Annotated in this window: 16 protein-coding genes; 8 read left to right on the top strand and 8 right to left on the bottom strand. The window is 57.2% G+C overall.

Annotated features, from left to right (window positions below; translation table 11 throughout):
• Window positions 1–32 precede the first annotated feature (32 nt).
• The 3 genes from aroB to EI293_RS16330 all read left to right on the top strand — a co-directional run bounded on the left by aroB (window position 33) and on the right by EI293_RS16330 (window position 3,082).
• Entirely contained in the window at window positions 33–1,076 is a 1,044-nt protein-coding gene (aroB, locus tag EI293_RS16340) for a 3-dehydroquinate synthase (RefSeq protein WP_246010684.1), read from the top strand.
• Between the two features lie 200 nt (window positions 1,077–1,276).
• Window positions 1,277–2,419: a 3-phosphoshikimate 1-carboxyvinyltransferase gene (locus EI293_RS16335; protein ID WP_246010683.1), complete on the top strand. Its 1,143-nt coding sequence runs from the start codon at window positions 1,277–1,279 to the stop codon at window positions 2,417–2,419.
• Between the two features lie 135 nt (window positions 2,420–2,554).
• On the top strand, window positions 2,555–3,082 hold the full coding sequence (locus EI293_RS16330) for a hypothetical protein (protein ID WP_125439608.1): 528 nt from the start codon (window positions 2,555–2,557) through the stop codon (window positions 3,080–3,082).
• 16 nt (window positions 3,083–3,098) lie between these two features.
• Here EI293_RS16330 and EI293_RS16325 read toward each other — a convergent pair whose 3' ends face one another.
• From EI293_RS16325 to EI293_RS16310, 4 genes are all read right to left on the bottom strand, one after another.
• On the bottom strand, window positions 3,099–3,902 hold the full coding sequence (locus EI293_RS16325; RefSeq protein WP_170170411.1) for an ABC transporter substrate-binding protein: 804 nt from the start codon (window positions 3,900–3,902) through the stop codon (window positions 3,099–3,101).
• A 194-nt stretch (window positions 3,903–4,096) separates the two neighbouring features.
• Window positions 4,097–5,167, bottom strand: coding sequence for a M42 family metallopeptidase (locus tag EI293_RS16320; protein WP_125439606.1), 1,071 nt, complete (start codon window positions 5,165–5,167; stop codon window positions 4,097–4,099).
• Window positions 5,168–5,213: 46 nt separating this feature from the next.
• Window positions 5,214–5,735, bottom strand: a complete 522-nt coding sequence (locus tag EI293_RS16315) for a GNAT family N-acetyltransferase (RefSeq protein WP_125439605.1) — start codon at window positions 5,733–5,735, stop codon at window positions 5,214–5,216.
• Between the two features lie 9 nt (window positions 5,736–5,744).
• On the bottom strand, window positions 5,745–7,313 hold the full coding sequence (locus EI293_RS16310; RefSeq protein ID WP_125439604.1) for an acyl-CoA carboxylase subunit beta: 1,569 nt from the start codon (window positions 7,311–7,313) through the stop codon (window positions 5,745–5,747).
• Window positions 7,314–7,501: 188 nt separating this feature from the next.
• On the opposite strand from EI293_RS16310, the gene EI293_RS16305 reads away from it, so the two are divergent.
• Window positions 7,502–8,038, top strand: a complete 537-nt coding sequence (locus EI293_RS16305) for a hypothetical protein (protein ID WP_125439603.1) — start codon at window positions 7,502–7,504, stop codon at window positions 8,036–8,038.
• A 124-nt stretch (window positions 8,039–8,162) separates the two neighbouring features.
• Here the strand turns inward: EI293_RS16305 and EI293_RS16300 are convergent, their stop codons facing one another.
• Both EI293_RS16300 and EI293_RS16295 read right to left on the bottom strand, forming a co-directional pair.
• Window positions 8,163–10,784: an ATP-dependent Clp protease ATP-binding subunit gene (locus EI293_RS16300; protein WP_125439602.1), complete on the bottom strand. Its 2,622-nt coding sequence runs from the start codon at window positions 10,782–10,784 to the stop codon at window positions 8,163–8,165.
• Between the two features lie 123 nt (window positions 10,785–10,907).
• Window positions 10,908–11,555 (bottom strand): WbqC family protein, encoded by a 648-nt coding sequence (locus EI293_RS16295; protein WP_125439601.1) that lies wholly within the window; start codon window positions 11,553–11,555, stop codon window positions 10,908–10,910.
• 286 nt (window positions 11,556–11,841) lie between these two features.
• On the opposite strand from EI293_RS16295, the gene EI293_RS16290 reads away from it, so the two are divergent.
• Both EI293_RS16290 and EI293_RS16285 read left to right on the top strand, forming a co-directional pair.
• A complete protein-coding gene (locus tag EI293_RS16290) occupies window positions 11,842–12,723 on the top strand; it encodes a hypothetical protein (RefSeq protein ID WP_125439600.1) in 882 nt (293 codons plus the stop codon).
• The gene (locus EI293_RS16285; protein ID WP_246010681.1) at window positions 12,720–13,607 is read left to right on the top strand and encodes a lysophospholipid acyltransferase family protein; all 888 of its coding nucleotides are present in this window, start codon (window positions 12,720–12,722) and stop codon (window positions 13,605–13,607) included. Before EI293_RS16290 ends, EI293_RS16285 begins: the two co-directional genes overlap by 4 nt.
• A gap of 77 nt (window positions 13,608–13,684) precedes the next feature.
• Here EI293_RS16285 and EI293_RS16280 read toward each other — a convergent pair whose 3' ends face one another.
• Both EI293_RS16280 and EI293_RS16275 read right to left on the bottom strand, forming a co-directional pair.
• On the bottom strand, window positions 13,685–14,314 hold the full coding sequence (locus EI293_RS16280) for an L-threonylcarbamoyladenylate synthase (protein WP_125439599.1): 630 nt from the start codon (window positions 14,312–14,314) through the stop codon (window positions 13,685–13,687).
• A gap of 222 nt (window positions 14,315–14,536) precedes the next feature.
• Window positions 14,537–16,474 (bottom strand): Calx-beta domain-containing protein, encoded by a 1,938-nt coding sequence (locus tag EI293_RS16275; RefSeq protein ID WP_125439598.1) that lies wholly within the window; start codon window positions 16,472–16,474, stop codon window positions 14,537–14,539.
• 180 nt (window positions 16,475–16,654) lie between these two features.
• On the opposite strand from EI293_RS16275, the gene mltG reads away from it, so the two are divergent.
• Both mltG and EI293_RS16265 read left to right on the top strand, forming a co-directional pair.
• Window positions 16,655–17,731, top strand: coding sequence for an endolytic transglycosylase MltG (gene mltG, locus EI293_RS16270; protein ID WP_125439597.1), 1,077 nt, complete (start codon window positions 16,655–16,657; stop codon window positions 17,729–17,731).
• Window positions 17,732–17,823: 92 nt separating this feature from the next.
• On the top strand, window positions 17,824–18,309 hold the full coding sequence (locus tag EI293_RS16265) for an acyl-CoA thioesterase (RefSeq protein ID WP_125439596.1): 486 nt from the start codon (window positions 17,824–17,826) through the stop codon (window positions 18,307–18,309).
• Window positions 18,310–18,320 lie beyond the last annotated feature (11 nt).

Here is an 18,320-nt window from a genome sequence, read left to right as displayed (position 1 = left end):
GGTCGAAAACTTTTAATAAAACTCATTTAATTTTGAATGATACCTTGTTCATCGGAGCGGATGCTCTGCCGGCATTAGCGGAAATAGTAGCTGGTAGAACTGTAAGTCAGGTTTTTGTCCTCGTTGACGCTAACACCAGCCGGCAGTGCCTGCCGTTGCTTACGGCCTTGCTACCTGCGGGCTTCCACCTGCTGGAAATTCCGGCGGGAGAAGAGTTCAAAACGCTGTCTTCCTGCGAAACGGTCTGGACGGCTCTCACGGAACAATCGGCTGACCGCCACACGCTGCTGGTGAATCTGGGGGGCGGGGTGGTTACTGATCTGGGCGGTTTCGCGGCGGCCGTGTACAAGCGCGGTATTCGGTTTGTGCAGGTGCCTACTACGCTGCTGGCGCAAGTAGATGCCAGTGTGGGTGGCAAAACCGGCGTCGACTTTATGGGCTTCAAAAACCAGTTGGGGGTATTTCAGGAGCCTGCAGCCGTGTGCATCGAGCCCCGGTTTCTGCAGACGCTCGACCCGCGCCAACTTAAATCGGGCTACGCGGAGGTGGTAAAGCACTGGCTGATTGCCGACGCGGAAGCGTTCAACCGCAACCACTCCATAGGCGTGCTGGGAATTGAGGACTGGACCCCGATTATTGAGGAATCGGTGGCACTGAAGCGGCGCATTGTGGAGCAGGACCCGTTGGAAAGCGGTTTGCGCAAGCTGCTCAACTTTGGGCATACCGTAGGCCACGCGCTGGAAAGCTACCTGTTGCAACAGCCGGGCCGCGAGATTCTGCATGGTGAGGCCGTGGCCGCTGGTATGGTGTGCGAGGCTTGGCTAAGCCAGCAGAAGGGCCTGCTGAGCACCGGGGAGCTGGATAGCATCGAAACTTTTCTGTTCTCCGTATTCGAGAAAGTACAGTTTGTGAGCCTGGAAACGGAGGCCATTGCGCAATTTGCCCTTCAGGACAAGAAAAACTCCGGCTCCATCATCAACTGCACGCTGCTGGAAGGCATCGGGCGCGGGGTGTACGACCAGCCGGTGACGCTCACCGAAATAGCCGAGGCATTGCGATACTACCACCGCCTATAGGTTGGCCGCGTGCCGGAATGGTCCCTTATATCACTCAGGAGCACGGTTTCGGCCAGGCTCTGTAAGTCTCCTTCGCCATCAATTCTTCTCTGACTCTTACCTGGTCTACGGGCCAGCTTTGGGGCACGGCCCAGGTGCCGGCCTCTAAAAGTGAAAGCAACCGTGCCCTCATCATCCGTGCTCTGGCCGGTGGTGGGGATTTGAGAAATCTTTCCGATGCCAACGACACGCAACTCATGCAGCGGCTACTGGCCGATCCGGCCGCGCCGGTATTCGACGCCGAGGATGCCGGTACCGTCATGCGCTTCCTGACGGCCTACCTGGCCATGACCGGCCGCCAGACTGAGCTGACCGGCACCGCCCGCATGCAGGAACGTCCCATTAAGGTACTGGCCGATGCGCTACAGGAGCTGGGTGCCCGCATCGAGTACCTGAACCAAGATGGCTACCCCCCACTGCGCCTGCTGGGCCGCACACCACAGCCGGCTACGGAGGAAGCCGATTTCACGGAGCTAAAAGTACGAGGCGACATCAGCAGCCAATATATTTCGGCCCTGCTGATGGTGGGTCCCACGTTGCCTCATGGTCTGCGCATCTGGCTGACCGGCAAGGTAGGCTCCCGCCCATATATCCGGATGACATTGGCGCTGATGCAGCATTTCGGGGCTCAGTGCCGGGATTTGGGCGAGGTGTTGGAAGTCCGCCCGCAGGCCTATGAGGCCACCAACTACACGGTGGAAGGCGACTGGTCGGCGGCCAGCTACTGGTATGCCATGGTGGCCCTGGCTCCGGCCGGCTCCCACCTCACCCTGCCGACGCTGCGCCGTTACTCCTGGCAGGGCGACCAAGCCATTGTGGCCATTATGGCCCAGTTGGGCGTACATACCGAGTTTTTGGCCGACGAAACGCTGCGCCTGACCAAACGCGCCCCTAACGCCTCGCTCACTCAGGATTTCACCGACTGTCCGGATCTGGCCCAGACCGTAGCCGTTGTAGCTGCTGCCCTCGGTATACCTACTACCATGACCGGCCTGGAAAGCCTGCGCATCAAGGAAACCGACCGGATTGCCGCTTTGCAAAACGAGTTGGCTAAGTTCGGCGGGAGCCTGACTGACGAGGGCGCAGGCGTGTTCCAGGTTAGCGGCCAGGATTTCCGCGTGGCTGGCCAGACGGTAGCTACTTACCACGACCATCGGATGGCTATGGCCTTTGCCCCGCTGGCTCTGTTGGGGCCACTCACGCTGGAAGCTCCGCAGGTAGTGCGCAAGTCGTATCCGCAGTTTTGGCGGGAGCTGGAAAAGGTCGGCTTCGTGACTGACCCCACGCCGGCCCCGGTGTTTTAGATAGATAAATAGGTTGCCCATCAGAGATGAGCAACCTATTTATCTGCTTGATGTAGGCAACCTGGTTGGGTAACCTATATCACTAGCTTATGGATTTTGGTTGTTTATTGCTAACTATATACACTATTCCCCCAAATGACTATTCGTAAACCCTTGGTACTTGGAGCGGTAAGTATGTGGGCAATGGCCAATGTAGCGTATGCGCAACAGCCCCAATCCTACATACGGCCCGAAGCGGACCCTATCTATCTACTCAATTCCACTACCATTATCAATGGCCTAGTTGCCGATTTCGTGCCTTCTGATATTCAGGGAATCGAAGTATACAAGCTGTCGATGCGTACCAATGACAATACTCCACTACCCTGGCAAGCAAGTGTAGGTACAACGGGGGTACTGATTATTAACTCAACGCGGCGAGTGCCGACAGAATCTTTGCCACAGCTGGGACGACGGTTGAAGCTGCCGGGGCCATTGCAGTTTGCCATTGACGGCCATTGGTTGAGTGCAGAGGCAACAAGTAAGCTGCGTATAACTCCGGTGGCAATTGCGCAACTACACATCATTCACCCAACAGACACGCAATCGGCAACGGTGGTTGATATATGGCTGAAGCGGATGCCCAAGAAGGAGCATCCCCCGGGCTCTATTTTTATTCGCTAACAACCGGTGTAACGACCTATCGTGCCCGCAACTCGCGGAAATAGGCGGCGGAGTGACGCAGGCGGCTGCCGTACCAGCTGAACAGCTCCCCATCCACAATGCGGATAGAGGCCGTGGGGCAGATTTCCTGGAACTCCGCGACGTGCTTTTCGCCGAAGGGGTAAGGCTCGGAGGACAATAGAATCTGCTGAGGCGCAGCGGTTTGCAGTTGCTTGGGTGTTATTTCGGGGTAGCGGCCCAGGTGGCTGAATACGTTCTGGAAGCCAGCCCGCGCCAGCATCTCATCAATGAAGGTGCCGCCGGCTGACACCATGTAAGGCTTGCGCCAGATGAAATACGCCGCCGATACAGGCTTGGCCATCGGGGGAAGGGCCACGAAAGAAGCCGCAATTTCGGTAGCCAGGGCGTCGGCGGCTTCCTGGCGGCCAGTGAGCAGGCCTACGCGCCGGATCATACTCAGCGAATCGGGCAGGGTACTGATGTCGCTCATCCAGACCGGGTACTTCTCCGCCAGCTGCTCGATACCGGCCTGGTAGTTTTCTTCCTTGTTGCCGATAATGAGGTCGGGCCGAAGGGCGTCAATCTTGTCGAAATCGAAGTTCTTGGTGCCGCCAATGACGGTGGCCGACTGCCGGGCCTCGGCCGGATGAATACAGAACTTCGTGATGCCCATCACTCGCTCCCCCAACCCCAGATCAAACAGCAACTCCGTCTGCGAGGGAACCAGCGACACAATCCGCCGGGGCGGAAACGGCACGGCCACCCGCCGGTCCATCTGGTCGGTTACGGTGAGCGGAATCACGGATTCAGGCAGATTCATCAGATTGCATGGATAATGGAAATACCAAAACTACCGAAGCCACAGCAACCTGCTGCGGCTTCGGTATACAGACTCTGCATGTGTCAGGACAAATCTGCTTCCGTCTGTGAGTAGTTAGACCCAAGGAATCGTCCACGAAATCCGACTAATCCGACTAATCCGACTAATCATTCTAAATCCGAAAAAATCCGTGATTAGCTGAAATAGCGGAAATCGTGCTTGTCCTCGATGCGGAGCAGCGTTTCGTAAATCAGATTGATTACGCTCTGCACGTCGTCTTTATGGACAGTTTCCACGGTGGTGTGCATGTACTTGAGGGGCAGCGAAATCAGGGCCGAGGCTACGCCGGAGTGGGAGTAGGCGAAGGCGTCCGTATCGGTGCCGGTGGCGCGGGTGGCGGCGGCGCGCTGGAAGGGAATCTCGGCACTCTGGGCCGTTTCGATGATGAGTTCCCGCAGGTTGTTCTGCACGGCCGGGCCGTAGGTAATTACGGGGCCTTTGCCGCAGAACAGGTCACCGGAAGTCTTTTTCTCGTACATCGGCGACTGGGTATCGTGAATCACGTCCGTCACGATGGCCACGTCGGGCTTGATGCGGTGGGCAATCATCTCCGCGCCCCGCAGCCCGATTTCCTCCTGCACCGCATTCACGATGTAGAGGCCGAAGGGTAGCTTTTTGCCCTCTTCCTTGAGGCGGCGGGCCACCTCGGCAATCATGAACCCACCGATGCGGTTATCTAGCGCCCGGCCCACGTAGAACCGGTCGTTAAGCACCGTAAACTCGTCCTCAAACGTCACCACCGAGCCCACATGAATACCCATTGCCTCCACCTCTTCCTTGGAGGAGGCGCCGCAATCCAGGAACACGGTTTCGATGGTGGGGGCTTTATCCTGCTCCACCTTACGCACGTGAATGGCCGGCCAGCCGAACACCGCCTTCACAATGCCCTTCTTGGTGTGGATGTTTACCCGTTTGCTTGGGGCCACCAAAGGGTCGGAGCCACCGTTCTTGCGCAGGTACAGGAAGCCCGATTCGGTGATGAAGTTGACGAAGTAGCTGATTTCGTCGGCGTGGGCCTCAATCACCACTTTGTACTCGGCCTCGGGGTTGATGACGCCCACCACTGTGCCGTAGGTATCCACGAAGTACTCATCGATATACGGTTTCAGGTAGTCGAGCCATATTTTCTGGCCTTCCATCTCGAAGCCAGTGGGAGAGGGATTGTTGAGGTATTTCTGGAGGAAGTCGAAGCTTTCTAGACGCATGGAATGAGGAATCAAAAGATAAAATACAACGGCCGGGCCGAATGGTTTACGTAGTGTCCGGCGGCCCCGGCGCGTGCCAGGCCATCGGAATATCCGCTTCCAGGCCCTGCGCGCCGGCTACGCGTCCCTCGAAGCGGCCTTCCTGGCGGAAGCCCAGCTTCTCGTACAGCGCAATGGCGCGGGTGTTGCTTTCGCGCACCAGCAGTTCCACGCGGCTTACCTCTGGAAACCGGGCCTTCGTTTGGCTCAGCAACTCAGTAAATAGCCGCCGCCCCAAACCCTGGCCCTGTGCCGAGACATCAATGGCCACCGTCAGGTCGCCGAGCACGTGAGCGAATATCTGTAGGCCCGCCTGGTACGCGTGAATTTCCGCCACCAGCTCGCCGTTACGCTCCGCCACCAGCCCTACGCCCTTGTCAAGGCTGCGCGTCAGAAAATGGTGAACGTACTCCTCAGTTATTTCTTCGGGCTGCCGGGCCAGCCCGCCGCTTTCTGCTGATACGCGTTGGTACAGCTGCCGAATGGCGGGCGCATCCTGAAGCGTGAAAGGGCGAATGGTGATGGACATGGCAGCTTCTTACAGCGGAATGTTGCCGTGCTTTTTGCGGGGAAGAGTGTCCACCTTGTTTTCCAGCATCTTGAAGGCGCGGATCAGCTTCTGGCGCGTCTGGGAGGGCAGGATTACCTCGTCTACGAAGCCCCGGTGGGCGGCGCGGTAGGGCGTTGCGAACTTCTGCTGGTACTCGTCTACCTTCTCCTGGAGCTTGGCTTCGGGGTTTTCGGAGGCGGCAATTTCGCGCTTGAAGATGATTTCGGCCGCGCCCTTAGCGCCCATTACCGCAATTTCGGCGGTAGGCCAGGCGTAGTTCATATCAGCTCCGATATGCTTGCTGTTCATCACGTCGTACGCGCCGCCGTAGGCTTTGCGGGTAATCACGGTGATGCGCGGCACGGTGGCTTCGCAGAAGGCGTAGAGCAGCTTGGCCCCGTTGGTGATGATGCCGCGCCACTCCTGGTCGGTGCCGGGCAGGAAGCCGGGCACGTCTTCCAGCACCAGCAGCGGGATGTTGAACGAGTCGCAGAACCGCACGAAGCGGGCGGCCTTGGTGCTGGCGTTGATATCAAGCACGCCGGCCAGTACCGCCGGCTGGTTGCCCACGATGCCGATGCTGCGGCCACCCAGACGGGCAAAACCCACCACAATATTCTCGGCGAAATTCTGGTGCACTTCCAGGAAGGAGCCGGCGTCGATCAGGCCGTCAATTACCTCCCGCATGTCGTAGGGCTGGTTCGGGTTGTCGGGGATGATGGTGTCGAGCACCGCCCGGCTTTCGTCCTGGCCGGCCTCGTAGGGCACCATGGGGGCCGTTTCCTCGCAGTTCTGGGGCATGTAGCTCAGCAGCTGCTTGAGGTGGTTGATGCAGGCCACTTCGTTGGCGCACGAGAAATGCGTCACGCCGCTCTTAGCCGAGTGGGTGCTGGCCCCGCCCAGCTCCTCGCTAGTCACGTTTTCGTGGGTGACGGTCTTCACCACGTTCGGGCCGGTCACGAACATGTAGCTCGTGTCCTCCACCATCAGGATGAAGTCGGTAATGGCCGGCGAGTACACCGCGCCGCCCGCGCACGGCCCCATAATGGCCGACAGCTGCGGTACCACGCCCGAGGCCAGGGTGTTCTTGTAGAAGATATCAGCGTAGCCGCCCAGGCTCACCACGCCTTCCTGAATCCGGGCTCCGCCGGAGTCGTTGAGGCCGAGCACTGGGGCGCCGTTCTTCATGGCGAGGTCCATGATCTTCACGATTTTCTCGGCGTGGGTTTCGCTCAAAGATCCGCCAAACACCGTGAAATCCTGGGAAAACGCGTACACCAGCCGGCCGTTCACCGTGCCGTAGCCCGTTATCACGCCGTCGCCGAGGTAATACTCCTTGTCCAGACCGAAGTCCTTGGAACGGTGCATCACAAACTTGCCGATTTCCTCAAACGAGCCTTCATCAAACAGCAGGTCAATCCGCTCCCGGGCGGTGAGCTTGCCTTTCTTATGCTGGGCATCAATGCGGGCCTGGCCCCCGCCGAGCAGGGCTTCGGCGTTTTTGCGGGCGAGAATTTCGGTTTTGCTTAGTTGGGCGTCAGCGTGCGGATCAGACATCGTGGGTGGGAAGGTCAGGGTAGCTACTTGGGAACAGGTTCAAAGGTAACGCTCGGGTACAGAAAAGCCGCACCAGAATTCCGAGGCGGTATCCACTAGCTTAGCTGGCATAATCTGATGCAAACATAACTTATACTACACATGGGCATAAATCATATATTTTAATTTTAAATTGCTAGTATAGTGCTGTGTTCACCATTCACTCTTTGAATATAGTAACCGAATTTATGAGAATAAAACATTTGCTGGTAGCTCTACTTCTGATTGTTATTCAATACAGAGTCAATGCTCAATCATTGGAGTTTAAGCCGTTGTTTAGTATTGTATTGAATAAGTTTGATGCTCATAAGCGCTTCGTGCAATGCTCACGTTATGTGCCAAAAAATATAAAAAATTACTGGTATCCTATGCAAGAAGATATCCTGCTATTAGAGAATAACTTTGGAAATATCAATAGTATAATTGCTACTGAATGTTGTTTACTGAGTAAAAAGGTGCAAAGCATGGAAAATTTTGGTTTCCAATATATTGGCGTAGTTATAAAAGGAAAGAAGTTTGTTTATGTAAATGCTTTTCCGATCAGAGATGTTGAGTTATATAGTGAGTTACATACCGATCTTACTGTTAATCTCATAGTAGTCTGCGATGGTGGCTCTAATTATTGGGGTGCTTTATTTGATCCATCGACAAAACAGTTTAGCGCACTGTCATTCAATGGAATGTAGGATTTGTCAATTGTTGTTATTGGCTTCATGATTTAATACGTTCTCTACTTGATATTTCGTCTGTAAACGAAACCGGCCGGCTCCTCTACAGGAACCGGCCGGTTTTATTCACAAGCAAACTTAATTACTCACCTTTCTTCTTCGAGTCTGTGGATTCGTCGTTGTCAGGTTCAGGAGCTTCCTCGGGCCGCTCGTCGCTGGCGAGGTTGGTCTGCTCACCGCTTTTACTAACGGCGAAGACCAATTCCTCCGTGCCGGCTACGTAGTCGGCGGTGATGACGTCACCCTGGGCAATTTCCGCCTTCAGGATTTCCTCGGCAATCGGGTCTTCGATGTACTTCTGGATGGCCCGGTTCAGCGGACGTGCACCGTATTTGGGGTCGTAGCCTTTCTCAGCCACAAAGTCCTTGGCGGCTTCGGTCAGCTCCACGCGGTAGCCCAGCGTCTGGATGCGGCCCAGCAGCTTGCTGAGGCTGATGTCGATGATCTTGTGGATATCCGACTTCTCCAGCGAGTTAAACACCACCACGTCGTCCAAGCGGTTCAGGAACTCGGGCGAGAAGGTTTTGCGCAGGGCGTTAGTGATAGTGCCCTTCGTCATCTCGTCCATGTTCTCCTGCCGGGCCTTGGTACCGAAACCGATACCAGCGCCGAAGTCCTGCAGGTCACGTGCCCCGATGTTCGAGGTCATGATGATGATGGTATTGCGGAAGTCCACCTTGCGGCCCAGGCCGTCGGTCAAAATGCCGTCATCCAGCACCTGGAGCAGGATGTTATACACGTCCGGGTGGGCTTTCTCAATCTCATCCAGCAGGATAACCGAGTACGGCTTACGGCGGATTTTCTCCGTCAACTGACCGCCCTCTTCGTAACCAACATAGCCGGGAGGCGCGCCCACCAGGCGCGAGATGCTGAATTTCTCCATGTACTCCGACATGTCAATCCGCACCAGCGAATCTTCCTTGTCGAAGAGGTAAGTAGCCAGCACCTTCGCCAGCTCCGTTTTACCTACGCCCGTGGGGCCCAGGAATACGAAGGAGCCGATGGGTTTCTTGGGGTCTTTCAGGCCAACGCGGGTGCGCTGGATGGCTTTCACCAATTGCTTGATGGCCTTGTCCTGCCCGATTACCTTGCCTTTCAACTCTTCGCCCATGTTCAGGAGCTTGGAGCTTTCCTTCTGGGCCACACGCGAAACGGGAATGCCGGTCATCATGGCAATAACCTCGGCCACGTTCTCCTCCTTCACGGTGTAGCGCTTCTTCTTGGTCTCCTCTTCCCAGTCCTTTTTGGCTAGTTCGAGCTGATCAATAAGCTTCTTCTCCGTGTCGCGGAGCTTGGCGGCTTCCTCGTACTTCTGCGACTTCACAACGCGGTTTTTCTCGCCCTTGATGTTCTCAATCTGCTCTTCGAGCTTGAGAATATCTTCGGGCACCACGATGTTGTTGATGTGCACGCGGGCACCGGCCTCATCGAGAATGTCGATGGCCTTATCGGGCAGGAACCGGTCCGACATGTAGCGGTCCGACAGCTTTACGCAGGCCTCAATGGCCTTGTCGGTGTACACTACGTGATGGTGGTCCTGATACTTGTCCTTGATATTGTTCAGGATTTCAATCGTCTCCTCGGGCGTGGTAGGGTCCACCATTACCATCTGGAAACGACGGGCCAACGCACCATCCTTCTCAATGTACTGACGGTACTCGTCGAGCGTAGTAGCACCAATGCATTGGATTTCGCCGCGGGCCAAAGCCGGCTTGAACATGTTGGAGGCATCCAGCGAGCCAGAGGCTCCACCAGCACCCACAATCGTGTGCAGCTCATCAATGAACAGAATCACGTCGGGCGACTTCTCCAGCTCGTTCATCACGGCCTTCATGCGCTCCTCGAACTGGCCCCGGTACTTGGTGCCTGCTACCAGCGACGCGAGGTCGAGGGTAACGACGCGCTTACCGAACAGCACGCGCGACACCTTCTTCTGGATGATGCGCAGGGCGAGTCCTTCGGCAATAGCCGTTTTACCAACGCCAGGCTCACCGATCAGGATCGGGTTGTTCTTTTTGCGGCGGCTCAGGATCTGAGCAACGCGCTCAATCTCTTTTTCGCGGCCCACAATGGGGTCGAGCTTGTCTTCCTCGGCCAGCTTGGTCAGGTCGCGGCCGAAATTATCGAGTACTGGGGTACGCGACTTCTCGTTGCCTTTCTTGGGTGTAGCGCCAGCTCCGGCTCCGCCGCGGCCTGCACTGCCCCCAAAGAGGCGGTCGTTGTCGTCGTCATCGGCCTCAGGGCCGGAGGTGGGGTTGTTCGCCGAGTTACCGTGGTAGTCCAGCGAATCGCGGACGGATTCGTAGTTCACGTTGAATTTGCTCAGGATTTGGGACGAAATATTGTCTTCATCACGCAGAATCGAAAGGAGCAGGTGCTCCGTCCCGATAATCTCGCTCTTGAAGATCTTGGCCTCTAGGTAGGTAATCTTGAGGACTTTCTCGGTCTGTTTGGTCAGCGGGATGGAGCCAGTAATGCTCGTGCCCTGCGTGGCCGTGTTGCGGGTAGCCTGCTCGAGGGCGTACTTAAGCTCGTCAACCGATACGCCCAGCTTCTTGAGCAGACCGATGGCTGTGCCCTCCCCCTCGCGGATCATACCCAGTAGCAGATGTTCTGTACCGATATAGTCGTGCCCGAGCCGGATGGCCTCTTCCCGGCTCAGGGAGATGACCTCCTTGACTCTGTTTGAGAATTTAGCTTCCATGCAGATAAGGTAGTGAAGAAAAACGGAACCCCGCAAGGCCAAATAGGGCCCAATTTGCGGGTTTGGCCGATGTAATCTGAAAACAGATTGAACCGGGCGTTGGTTCGGGGGCGACAGTATGCACTACGAAAGAAAACTGCCGGCGGCCGGACCCTGCATAAACAGCAGGTCTAAGATGCTGAGCCCCGGTACAAAATCTTTACCAAAGCTCTGAGGATAGGGCCTTACCGACGTCCTGTCAGGTTCAGGGGAAACAACTGCCTTGGGCGTCAGCCAATCGCGCCGGTCCAGCAGAGGGGAAGTTGTGAAGTTGTGAGGTTGTGAGGCGGCGGTAAGAGTCAGGTACTCGGTAGTCAGATGAACAGGCAGTCGCAGGCGCAGGCAACGAAAGTAGAACCGGAGCAACGTCTGGTTCAACTCAAACAACCGCTGCGGCTTCTGCAGGTAGATATCGTGCAGATACTCGGCGTAGTACTCAAAGTACGGGGTACCGCCGTAAGCGGTTTGCAACGTGCGCCAGTGGCGGTGGACCCAGTTCTGGCGGTAGTCAATTTCGATTTCCGAGGTCAGGACTTTTTCACTGCGGTTGCCATCGATAACGGGGATGGTAAGCGGCTGCACGCCCTGGGCCGTGAGAATCAGGCAGCGGTTACGGTAGGTTTGCTTACGATAATGCTCGTGGGCTTCCAGCCAGAGGGCTTCGGCTCCAAGGAGTTCGGTGAAAAACGCGGCCGGTGGGTTATATTGAGATTCAAACAGAACAGCAGACATACGGACGGGAACCGGCCCCGAGTTGGGACGAGAGGAAAAGTGAACGGCGCCAAAGAACACGCTTAATTCCGGATTGCGTAGCCAAAACCAGGCTGTTGGGGCTTGCGTGTCCGATTATGGTACGGGCGGGTGTCGAAGTAGGACACGGGATGTGTAATGTGTGGGCCGGCACCGGTGTTGATGAGCGAGCTAACCGAAAAATACCGTTTTTTGCGGAGGTGTTGGCCTCAAAATAGAATCTGCCGGAACTGCCAGCCGGCCTCAGTTTTACCGCCAATCTGACACTATGTGTTTCTTCAGTCGCCTTCTGCCCGTTGTTTTTCTGGTAGCTGCCAGCCTTTCGGCAGGTGCTCAGCACCAGCTGCAGCTTGATGTTGCCCGCTTTCGGAACGATGACATAGCGGTGAAAGGTGGGGTAGTGGAAGTGTACGCTACCGTAGCGGGCAAAAGCCTGGCCTATCAGAAGCGCGGCCCGAAAATGTTCCAGGCCGGGGCTACTGTCACGCTGGAAGTAGTGCGCCCCGACGGTACGGCCGCCTATCAGGAAACTGTCACGCTGAAGCCACCGGTGCTGCGCGATACTACGGCCGTCATCAAAAACCCCATCAGCTTTCAGAAGCGCCTGAACCTGCCGGATGGCCGCTACACGCTTCGGGGGCAGATGCGCGACCTGTACCGGGCCGGCTCTACCGACATTGTGGAGGAACCCCTGACGGTGGAATTCGGCGTGACCAAGCCCGTACTGAGTGATGTAGTGCTGTTGGCCAAACCAGCCAGCCGCTCGGCGGTTGAGCCGAATAATTTCATGCGCAACGGGCTGAGCCTGACGCGGGCAGCCGGTGGCTTGTACGCGCGCGGACAAGACAAATTGTTCTTCTATACGGAGCTGTACAATGCCACCGCTGGCCAGCCCCTGACGGTGCGCTACCGGCTCCGGGCTGCCAAGGCAGCTAAGGAAGCCGCCAGCGGTCAGCACGCTGTGCAGGGAGCCGACGGCAGGCCCACCGTGCTGGCCGGGACGCTGGACCTAAGTAAGGTGCCTACCGGCGAATATATGTTGACCGTAGAAGTCCGAAGTGCTAAAAACCAGTTGCTGACTACTCAGACTACCACTGTGAATCGTAATACTGCCGATTATGCTCCGGCCGGGGCCGTTATGCCCCGATGAGTCGAAGCCAATCCTATTCCTGGTACTACCGGCCGCTGGAGTGGCTGCTGCTTGGCATTTCCGCGCTGCCGCTGCCGGTGCTCTATGGGGTAGCCCGCGGGCTATACTGGCTGATGGTCTACGTAGTGCGTTACCGGCAGCGGGTGGTGCTGGAAAACATGCGCAACTCCTTCCCAGAGAAGACAGAAGCTGAAATCAGGCAGCAGGCAAAGGGCTTTTACTGGCACTTTGCGCAGGTCATCGTAGAGATTCTGAAACTGCGTACCATGTCGGCCCAGGAGGTGCGGCGGCGCGTGCGATTCACAAACCCACAGGTGCTGGGTAGGTTTTTTCCGGAAGGCAAGCAGGTTTTGACGCTTGGCTCACACGCGGGCAATTGGGAGTGGCTGCTGGCCGCCGCCGCGTTGGAGTATCCGGGCAAGGCGGGAGGTGTGTATAAGCCCCTGACAAACCCGTTTTTCGAGCAGTTCATGCTGCGGCTGCGGACTCGGCTGGGGGCGCACCTAGTGCCCATGCTCAACACATTGCGTGACTTTGTAAAGCATAGAGGGACGGGTCGGACGCTCAGCCTGCTGTCGGACCAGGCCGCCGGTCCCGAGGACCACCCGTACTGGACCAATTTTCTGCATCAGGATACCCCGTTCTATACCGGTGCCGATAAGCTGGCGGCCCAGTTCCAGTGCGCGGCCGTCTTCATCAGCATCCGGCGTGCCCGGCAAGGCTATTACGAAGTCACCTTCTCGGAGCTGCACGACGGCGAAAAGCCGCTGGTACCGGAACAGCACACGCTCATCGAGGCCTTCGCCCGACATCTGGAGCGTGACATCCAGGCCAACCCCTCGGAGTATCTGTGGTCGCACCGCCGCTGGAAGCACAAACGGTGAAATGGTGAGTTGGTGAAATAGAGAGTCTACTGTTTAATCCGTGCTGATGGCACAAACGGAACAGCAAACTCACCATTTCACAGATACTGCTCAATATCACCAGCGCCCTGACGGATGATTTCAAAGTCCTCGTTGGTGCAGTCGACTACGGTGCTGGCGGTATTGTTGCCGAAGCCACCGTCGATAACCAAGTCAACCAACGGGCGATACTTCTCGAAAATCAGGTCGGGGTCGGTGCTGTACTCCAGAATCTCGTCGTCGTCGCGGATGGAAGTACTGATGATGGGGTTGCCCAACTCGCGCACCAGCATCGTGCAGATCTGGTTGTCCGGCACCCGGATGCCCACCGTTTTGCGTTTTACGCCTCCATACCTCGGCGCTTTGGTATTGGCTTCGAAGATGAACGTGAAAGGGCCCGGCAGGGCTTTTTTCAGAACCTTATATACCGGCGTGGTGATGCCGTTGGCGTAGTCGGTGATGTGCGAGAGGTCGGAGCAGATGAACGACAGGTTAGCCTTCTCCGGGTGCACGCCTTTGATGCGACACAGCTTTTCCACGGCCCGGGCATTGTGAATATCACAGCCCAGTCCGTAAATCGTATCGGTAGGGTAAATGACAATGCCGCCTTTGCGGATGATTTCTACCGCTTGTTGAATCCGGTTCAGCGGTGGGTTATCGGGGTGGATGCGAAGCAGCGTAGCGGCCATAGCGAAAAGCAGAAGATGAGTGAGCGGTTGGCCCCGCGCCGGCGGGCAGCGAGAGCGGTCAAGGTACACGTGGATACGGTAGCCTGCTACCGTTTTCGGTAAAAACGTCTGCGGGGTTGCTTGCCAAAAGGCGAAAGACTGCGTGAGTACCAAAAAAGCCCCCCGACCAGCTTGGTCGGGGGGCTTTTTACAGATGTTAAAATAAGAATAGCTGTGCAATCCTTATTGCTTCACAAACGAACGGGTGACGCTACCGTCTTTGGTGGTGAGACGAACGGAATACACGCCGGCTTTCAGTGTGCTTACGTCCACGTTAGCTTCTTCTTGTGTAACGGCGGTAGCTTTCACGCGCTGACCCAGTACGTTAAACACCTCCAGCGTAGCACCCCGGCCCAGGCTGCCTACTACCACCGTAAGGCGGTTGCTAACCGGGTTCGGATACAGCGTTACAGACTTGGCGAAAGCTGGCTCACGCTGTTTCAGGGTGATGTCGGCGAGGCTGCGGGGGGCAATCTGGTAGCCTTCCGTATAAGGCGATGAGCCATCAAACTGGCTGCCAATGCCGGTAACCGAGAATGGTCCCGCCGGAGCTGGTGCGTTGTAAAGTGTAGTGCCACGGTAGATGCGGAGCTGGTACGCCACACCGGTGGCACTAGTCACATCTACGTTATAGCCCGAAGCAGTGGAATTGGTTACCCACTGAGCAGGGTCAACGGACGTGAGCGGGCCGGGAATGCGGATCAGCTCCGACTCCTCAGCTTCCGTAAGAGCCGCGGTGATTACGCGTGGCTGGTAAGTGCGGCTTGCACGACCTTTGGCCGTAATGCCGGTAAGATTGATTTGGGTGAGGCCGTTGAACTGGCCCAGCGTCCCGATTACTTCTACCGAATCACCTTCCGCCAGCGTGTTCGTGCCGATGTTGGCCGAGGCAAATACGCCAATGCCACCCGTGTTGTCGATAAGTGAAATCTGATAACCAGCGGTACGCAGGTTAGTGCCATACACCGTTCCCCGGGCCGATATCGTCTGACCATTCAGCAATGGTACACCAGCGGCATCGTTGGTTGTGAGCGTGGCAATAGGGGTGACGGGCGGAACGTCGTTATCGGTGATAGTCAACGTGTAGGTGCCGGTGCCAATGGTGGCTGCGCCGGCAGGCAGCACATTCTGCAAGCTGAAAATCACCGTTTCTGAGGGCTCGAACACGGCATCATCAACCAGCGTAATGGTGGCGTTCTGGGTGGTGTTACCAGCCGGGAACGTCAGCGTCTGCGTGGTGAAGGTGTAGTCGGAGGGGGAGGTAGCGGTGCCACTTGCAGTAGCCAAGGCCACCTGAACGGTAACCACCTGGGTGCTGGCGGCGCTCAACGTTACCGGAATCTGTACAGTGCCGGCGCTTTCAGCGGCCGTAGCCGTGGCCGTGCCAAACGACACGGTAGGAGCTGCCGGAGCAGTGGCCGTGGCCAGGGAGAAATCGTCCAGGGCCAGCAGTGCGTCAGCACCTGCATCGTTGGTATCCTTCCACCGAATCCAGATGGTGGAGCCGGCAGCCCAGGTAATGGGGAACGTAGCGGTAATGGCGGCTGAGTTAGCGGCATCGTTGCCGTTGAGCGTGGCAGCGGTAGTAGCAGTGGTAGCAAGTTCCCGGATGTCCAGACCGGTTACTGCCGTCCAAGTGCCCGTGCTGAGGCTGGTAGCATCGGTGCTATACTCAAACGCCAAGGCCTCAACTATTGCATTATCGCCGGAGCGCCATTGTTCGGCGCGGCCCGCTAGTGTCAGCTGGCTGATAGCAGCCCCGCTTTGGTTGGTGAAAGCGGCGCCAAATGCGGGTACTGTGCTACCCGAAGAAATACTGCCGATAGCCCGGTCAGTATTGGTGCCGGTCAGCGGACCAGCATTGTAGGTAGTGCCAGCATTGCTGTTATCCGCCTGTACAGCGGGAGTAAGGGTAGCGTTCAGGGTACCAGTGCCAGCCAGGCGAATACCTGTCCAGCCATCCGGGTAAGCAGTGCCGGTCGGTAGGAAGCCATCAAAGTTCTGGTTGTACGTAGTTCCGGTGAAGGCCACCGGAGTCTGGGCTTGTGCGGCCATGCTGAGGCCCCCCAGCGCAGCCAGGAAGGCTGCGCGCTGCAACCAGGAAGAGTAAGATTGTTTCATGGAAAAGAAAAGGTAAGTGGTAAGTTGACTAAACAGACGCAGTTTCGGCGGAAAGGTTGGCGCAGTGGCACACCCAGGGAAACCACGTACTTTTGGACCGCAAAGCTACCCCTGATTGTTGGTCCCGTCCACAAATGGGGTAGTGAGCAATGTTACCGTTTTGTTACCACTTCTCGCCTCATGGCCAAAACCCGCATCGACTACAAAGCGCAGGCTACCCGCCGCCGTAACCGTTTCGCCTACACGGCCGGCATTTTCGGGCTGCTGCTCATTACCTTCTCCTATTATTTCTACCAGGTTTTCTTCACGCCGAACGTGGAAACCAAGGGCCGCCCAACCTACGTGGTGGTGCGCCGGGGCGAGTCGGCCCGGGAGGTGCTGGACTCCATTGATGCCACCGGCGTTATCGTGGATAAGCTCAGCCTGCGCTTTGTGGCCAAGGTGATGAAGTACGAGCAGCTGGTGAAACCCGGCCGCTACGAGCTAAAGGAGGGCTATACCAACCGTCAGCTCATCAACGACCTGCGCACCGGCCGCAACCGCCTGCCGCTGCGCCTCACGTTCCAGAATATTCGGCTGCGCGAAGACCTGGCCCGCAAGCTGGCTACTACCATTGATGCCCGCCCCGGCCGGTTCGACAGCCTGCTGACCTCGCCCAGCTACACCAAAAGCCTAGGCTTCGATACCACCAACATCCTCACCATGTTCATCCCGAACACGTACGAGCTGCCCTGGAACGCCTCCGCCGAGAACCTCATGCAGCGCATGAAAAAGGAGTACGAGAAGTTCTGGACGCCTGCCCGCGACGTCAAGCGCAAGGCCCTGGGCCTCTCGCGGGCCGAAGTGAGCACCCTGGCCAGCATCGTGGAGGCCGAGCAGCAGCAGCACGCCGACGAGCGGCCCCGGGTGGCGGGCGTGTATCTCAACCGCCTCAAACGCGGCATGAAGCTCCAGGCCGACCCCACGGTGGTATACGCCAACCACGACTTCACCATCAAGCGGGTGCTCAACGTGCACCTGGCCAAGGATTCGCCCTACAACACGTATAAATACGGCGGCCTGCCGCCCGGTCCCATCAATCTGCCCAGTATTGCCAGCATTGATGCCGTGCTGAACCCCGAAAGCCACGACTACCTCTATTTCTGCGCCAAGGAGGATTTCAGCGGCTACCACGCCTTTGCCCGCAACGAGCAGGAGCATCTGGTAAATGCCCGCCGCTATCAGGCCGCTTTGACGCGGAGTGGAATTATGAAGTAGGATTCCGGTTTTTGGTTGGTAGTCCTTGGTTTCTGTCCCCAGGCCTTTTTCAAAACGCTAAAAACTAAAAACCATCAACCACAAACTCACTTATGTACTCCTCCGACACCCAGATCCGCGTGCGGTACGCCGAAACCGACCAGATGGGCTACGTGTACCACGGCAATTACGCGGCGTATTTTGAAGTATGCCGCACCGAGGCCTTCCGGCAGTTGGGCATCAGCTACAAAGACCTGGAAGCCGAGGGCGTGGGCATGCCGGTGGGCGAAATCCGGACCCGCTTCCGCCGGCCCGCCCGCTACGACGACCTGCTGACGGTGCGCCTGCTACTTAAGCAGCCCGCCGAAGGCTCGCGGGTGCTGTTCGAGTACGAAATCTATAACGAAGCCCAGGAACTGCTCACCGAAGGCCACACGCTGATGGTGTTCGTGAATATGAGCACCGGCCGGCCGGTGCCCATCCCGCCGCACATCCAGCAGAAGCTGTCCGGCTACTTCACCGACGACGAAACTGCCGGCCCCCTCACGCCCCCCAAAGCCCCAGTAAACGCCCCCGCGCCCGCCGCCTTTCTAAAGTAGCGTAACTGAGT

The sequence above is a fragment of the Hymenobacter perfusus genome (genome assembly GCF_003944765.1).
In the GTDB taxonomy this organism is placed as follows: Bacteria; Bacteroidota; Bacteroidia; order Cytophagales; family Hymenobacteraceae; genus Hymenobacter; species Hymenobacter perfusus.
Note: the sequence above shows the minus strand (reverse complement) of the source record. Positions and strands in the feature narration are given on the sequence as shown.

Excerpts from the sequence above, each read along its gene's own strand:
- EI293_RS16330 (WP_125439608.1), top strand. The coding sequence starts at position 2,555 with ATGACTATTCGTAAACCCTTGGTACTTGGAGCGGTAAGTATGTGGGCA.
- EI293_RS16325 (WP_170170411.1), bottom strand. The coding sequence starts at position 3,902 with ATGAATCTGCCTGAATCCGTGATTCCGCTCACCGTAACCGACCAGATG.
- EI293_RS16320 (WP_125439606.1), bottom strand. The coding sequence starts at position 5,167 with ATGCGTCTAGAAAGCTTCGACTTCCTCCAGAAATACCTCAACAATCCC.
- EI293_RS16315 (WP_125439605.1), bottom strand. The coding sequence starts at position 5,735 with ATGTCCATCACCATTCGCCCTTTCACGCTTCAGGATGCGCCCGCCATT.
- EI293_RS16310 (WP_125439604.1), bottom strand. The coding sequence starts at position 7,313 with ATGTCTGATCCGCACGCTGACGCCCAACTAAGCAAAACCGAAATTCTC.
- EI293_RS16300 (WP_125439602.1), bottom strand. The coding sequence starts at position 10,784 with ATGGAAGCTAAATTCTCAAACAGAGTCAAGGAGGTCATCTCCCTGAGC.
- EI293_RS16295 (WP_125439601.1), bottom strand. The coding sequence starts at position 11,555 with ATGTCTGCTGTTCTGTTTGAATCTCAATATAACCCACCGGCCGCGTTT.
- EI293_RS16290 (WP_125439600.1), top strand. The coding sequence starts at position 11,842 with ATGTGTTTCTTCAGTCGCCTTCTGCCCGTTGTTTTTCTGGTAGCTGCC.
- EI293_RS16285 (WP_246010681.1), top strand. The coding sequence starts at position 12,720 with ATGAGTCGAAGCCAATCCTATTCCTGGTACTACCGGCCGCTGGAGTGG.
- EI293_RS16280 (WP_125439599.1), bottom strand. The coding sequence starts at position 14,314 with ATGGCCGCTACGCTGCTTCGCATCCACCCCGATAACCCACCGCTGAAC.
- EI293_RS16275 (WP_125439598.1), bottom strand. The coding sequence starts at position 16,474 with ATGAAACAATCTTACTCTTCCTGGTTGCAGCGCGCAGCCTTCCTGGCT.
- mltG (WP_125439597.1), top strand. The coding sequence starts at position 16,655 with ATGGCCAAAACCCGCATCGACTACAAAGCGCAGGCTACCCGCCGCCGT.
- EI293_RS16265 (WP_125439596.1), top strand. The coding sequence starts at position 17,824 with ATGTACTCCTCCGACACCCAGATCCGCGTGCGGTACGCCGAAACCGAC.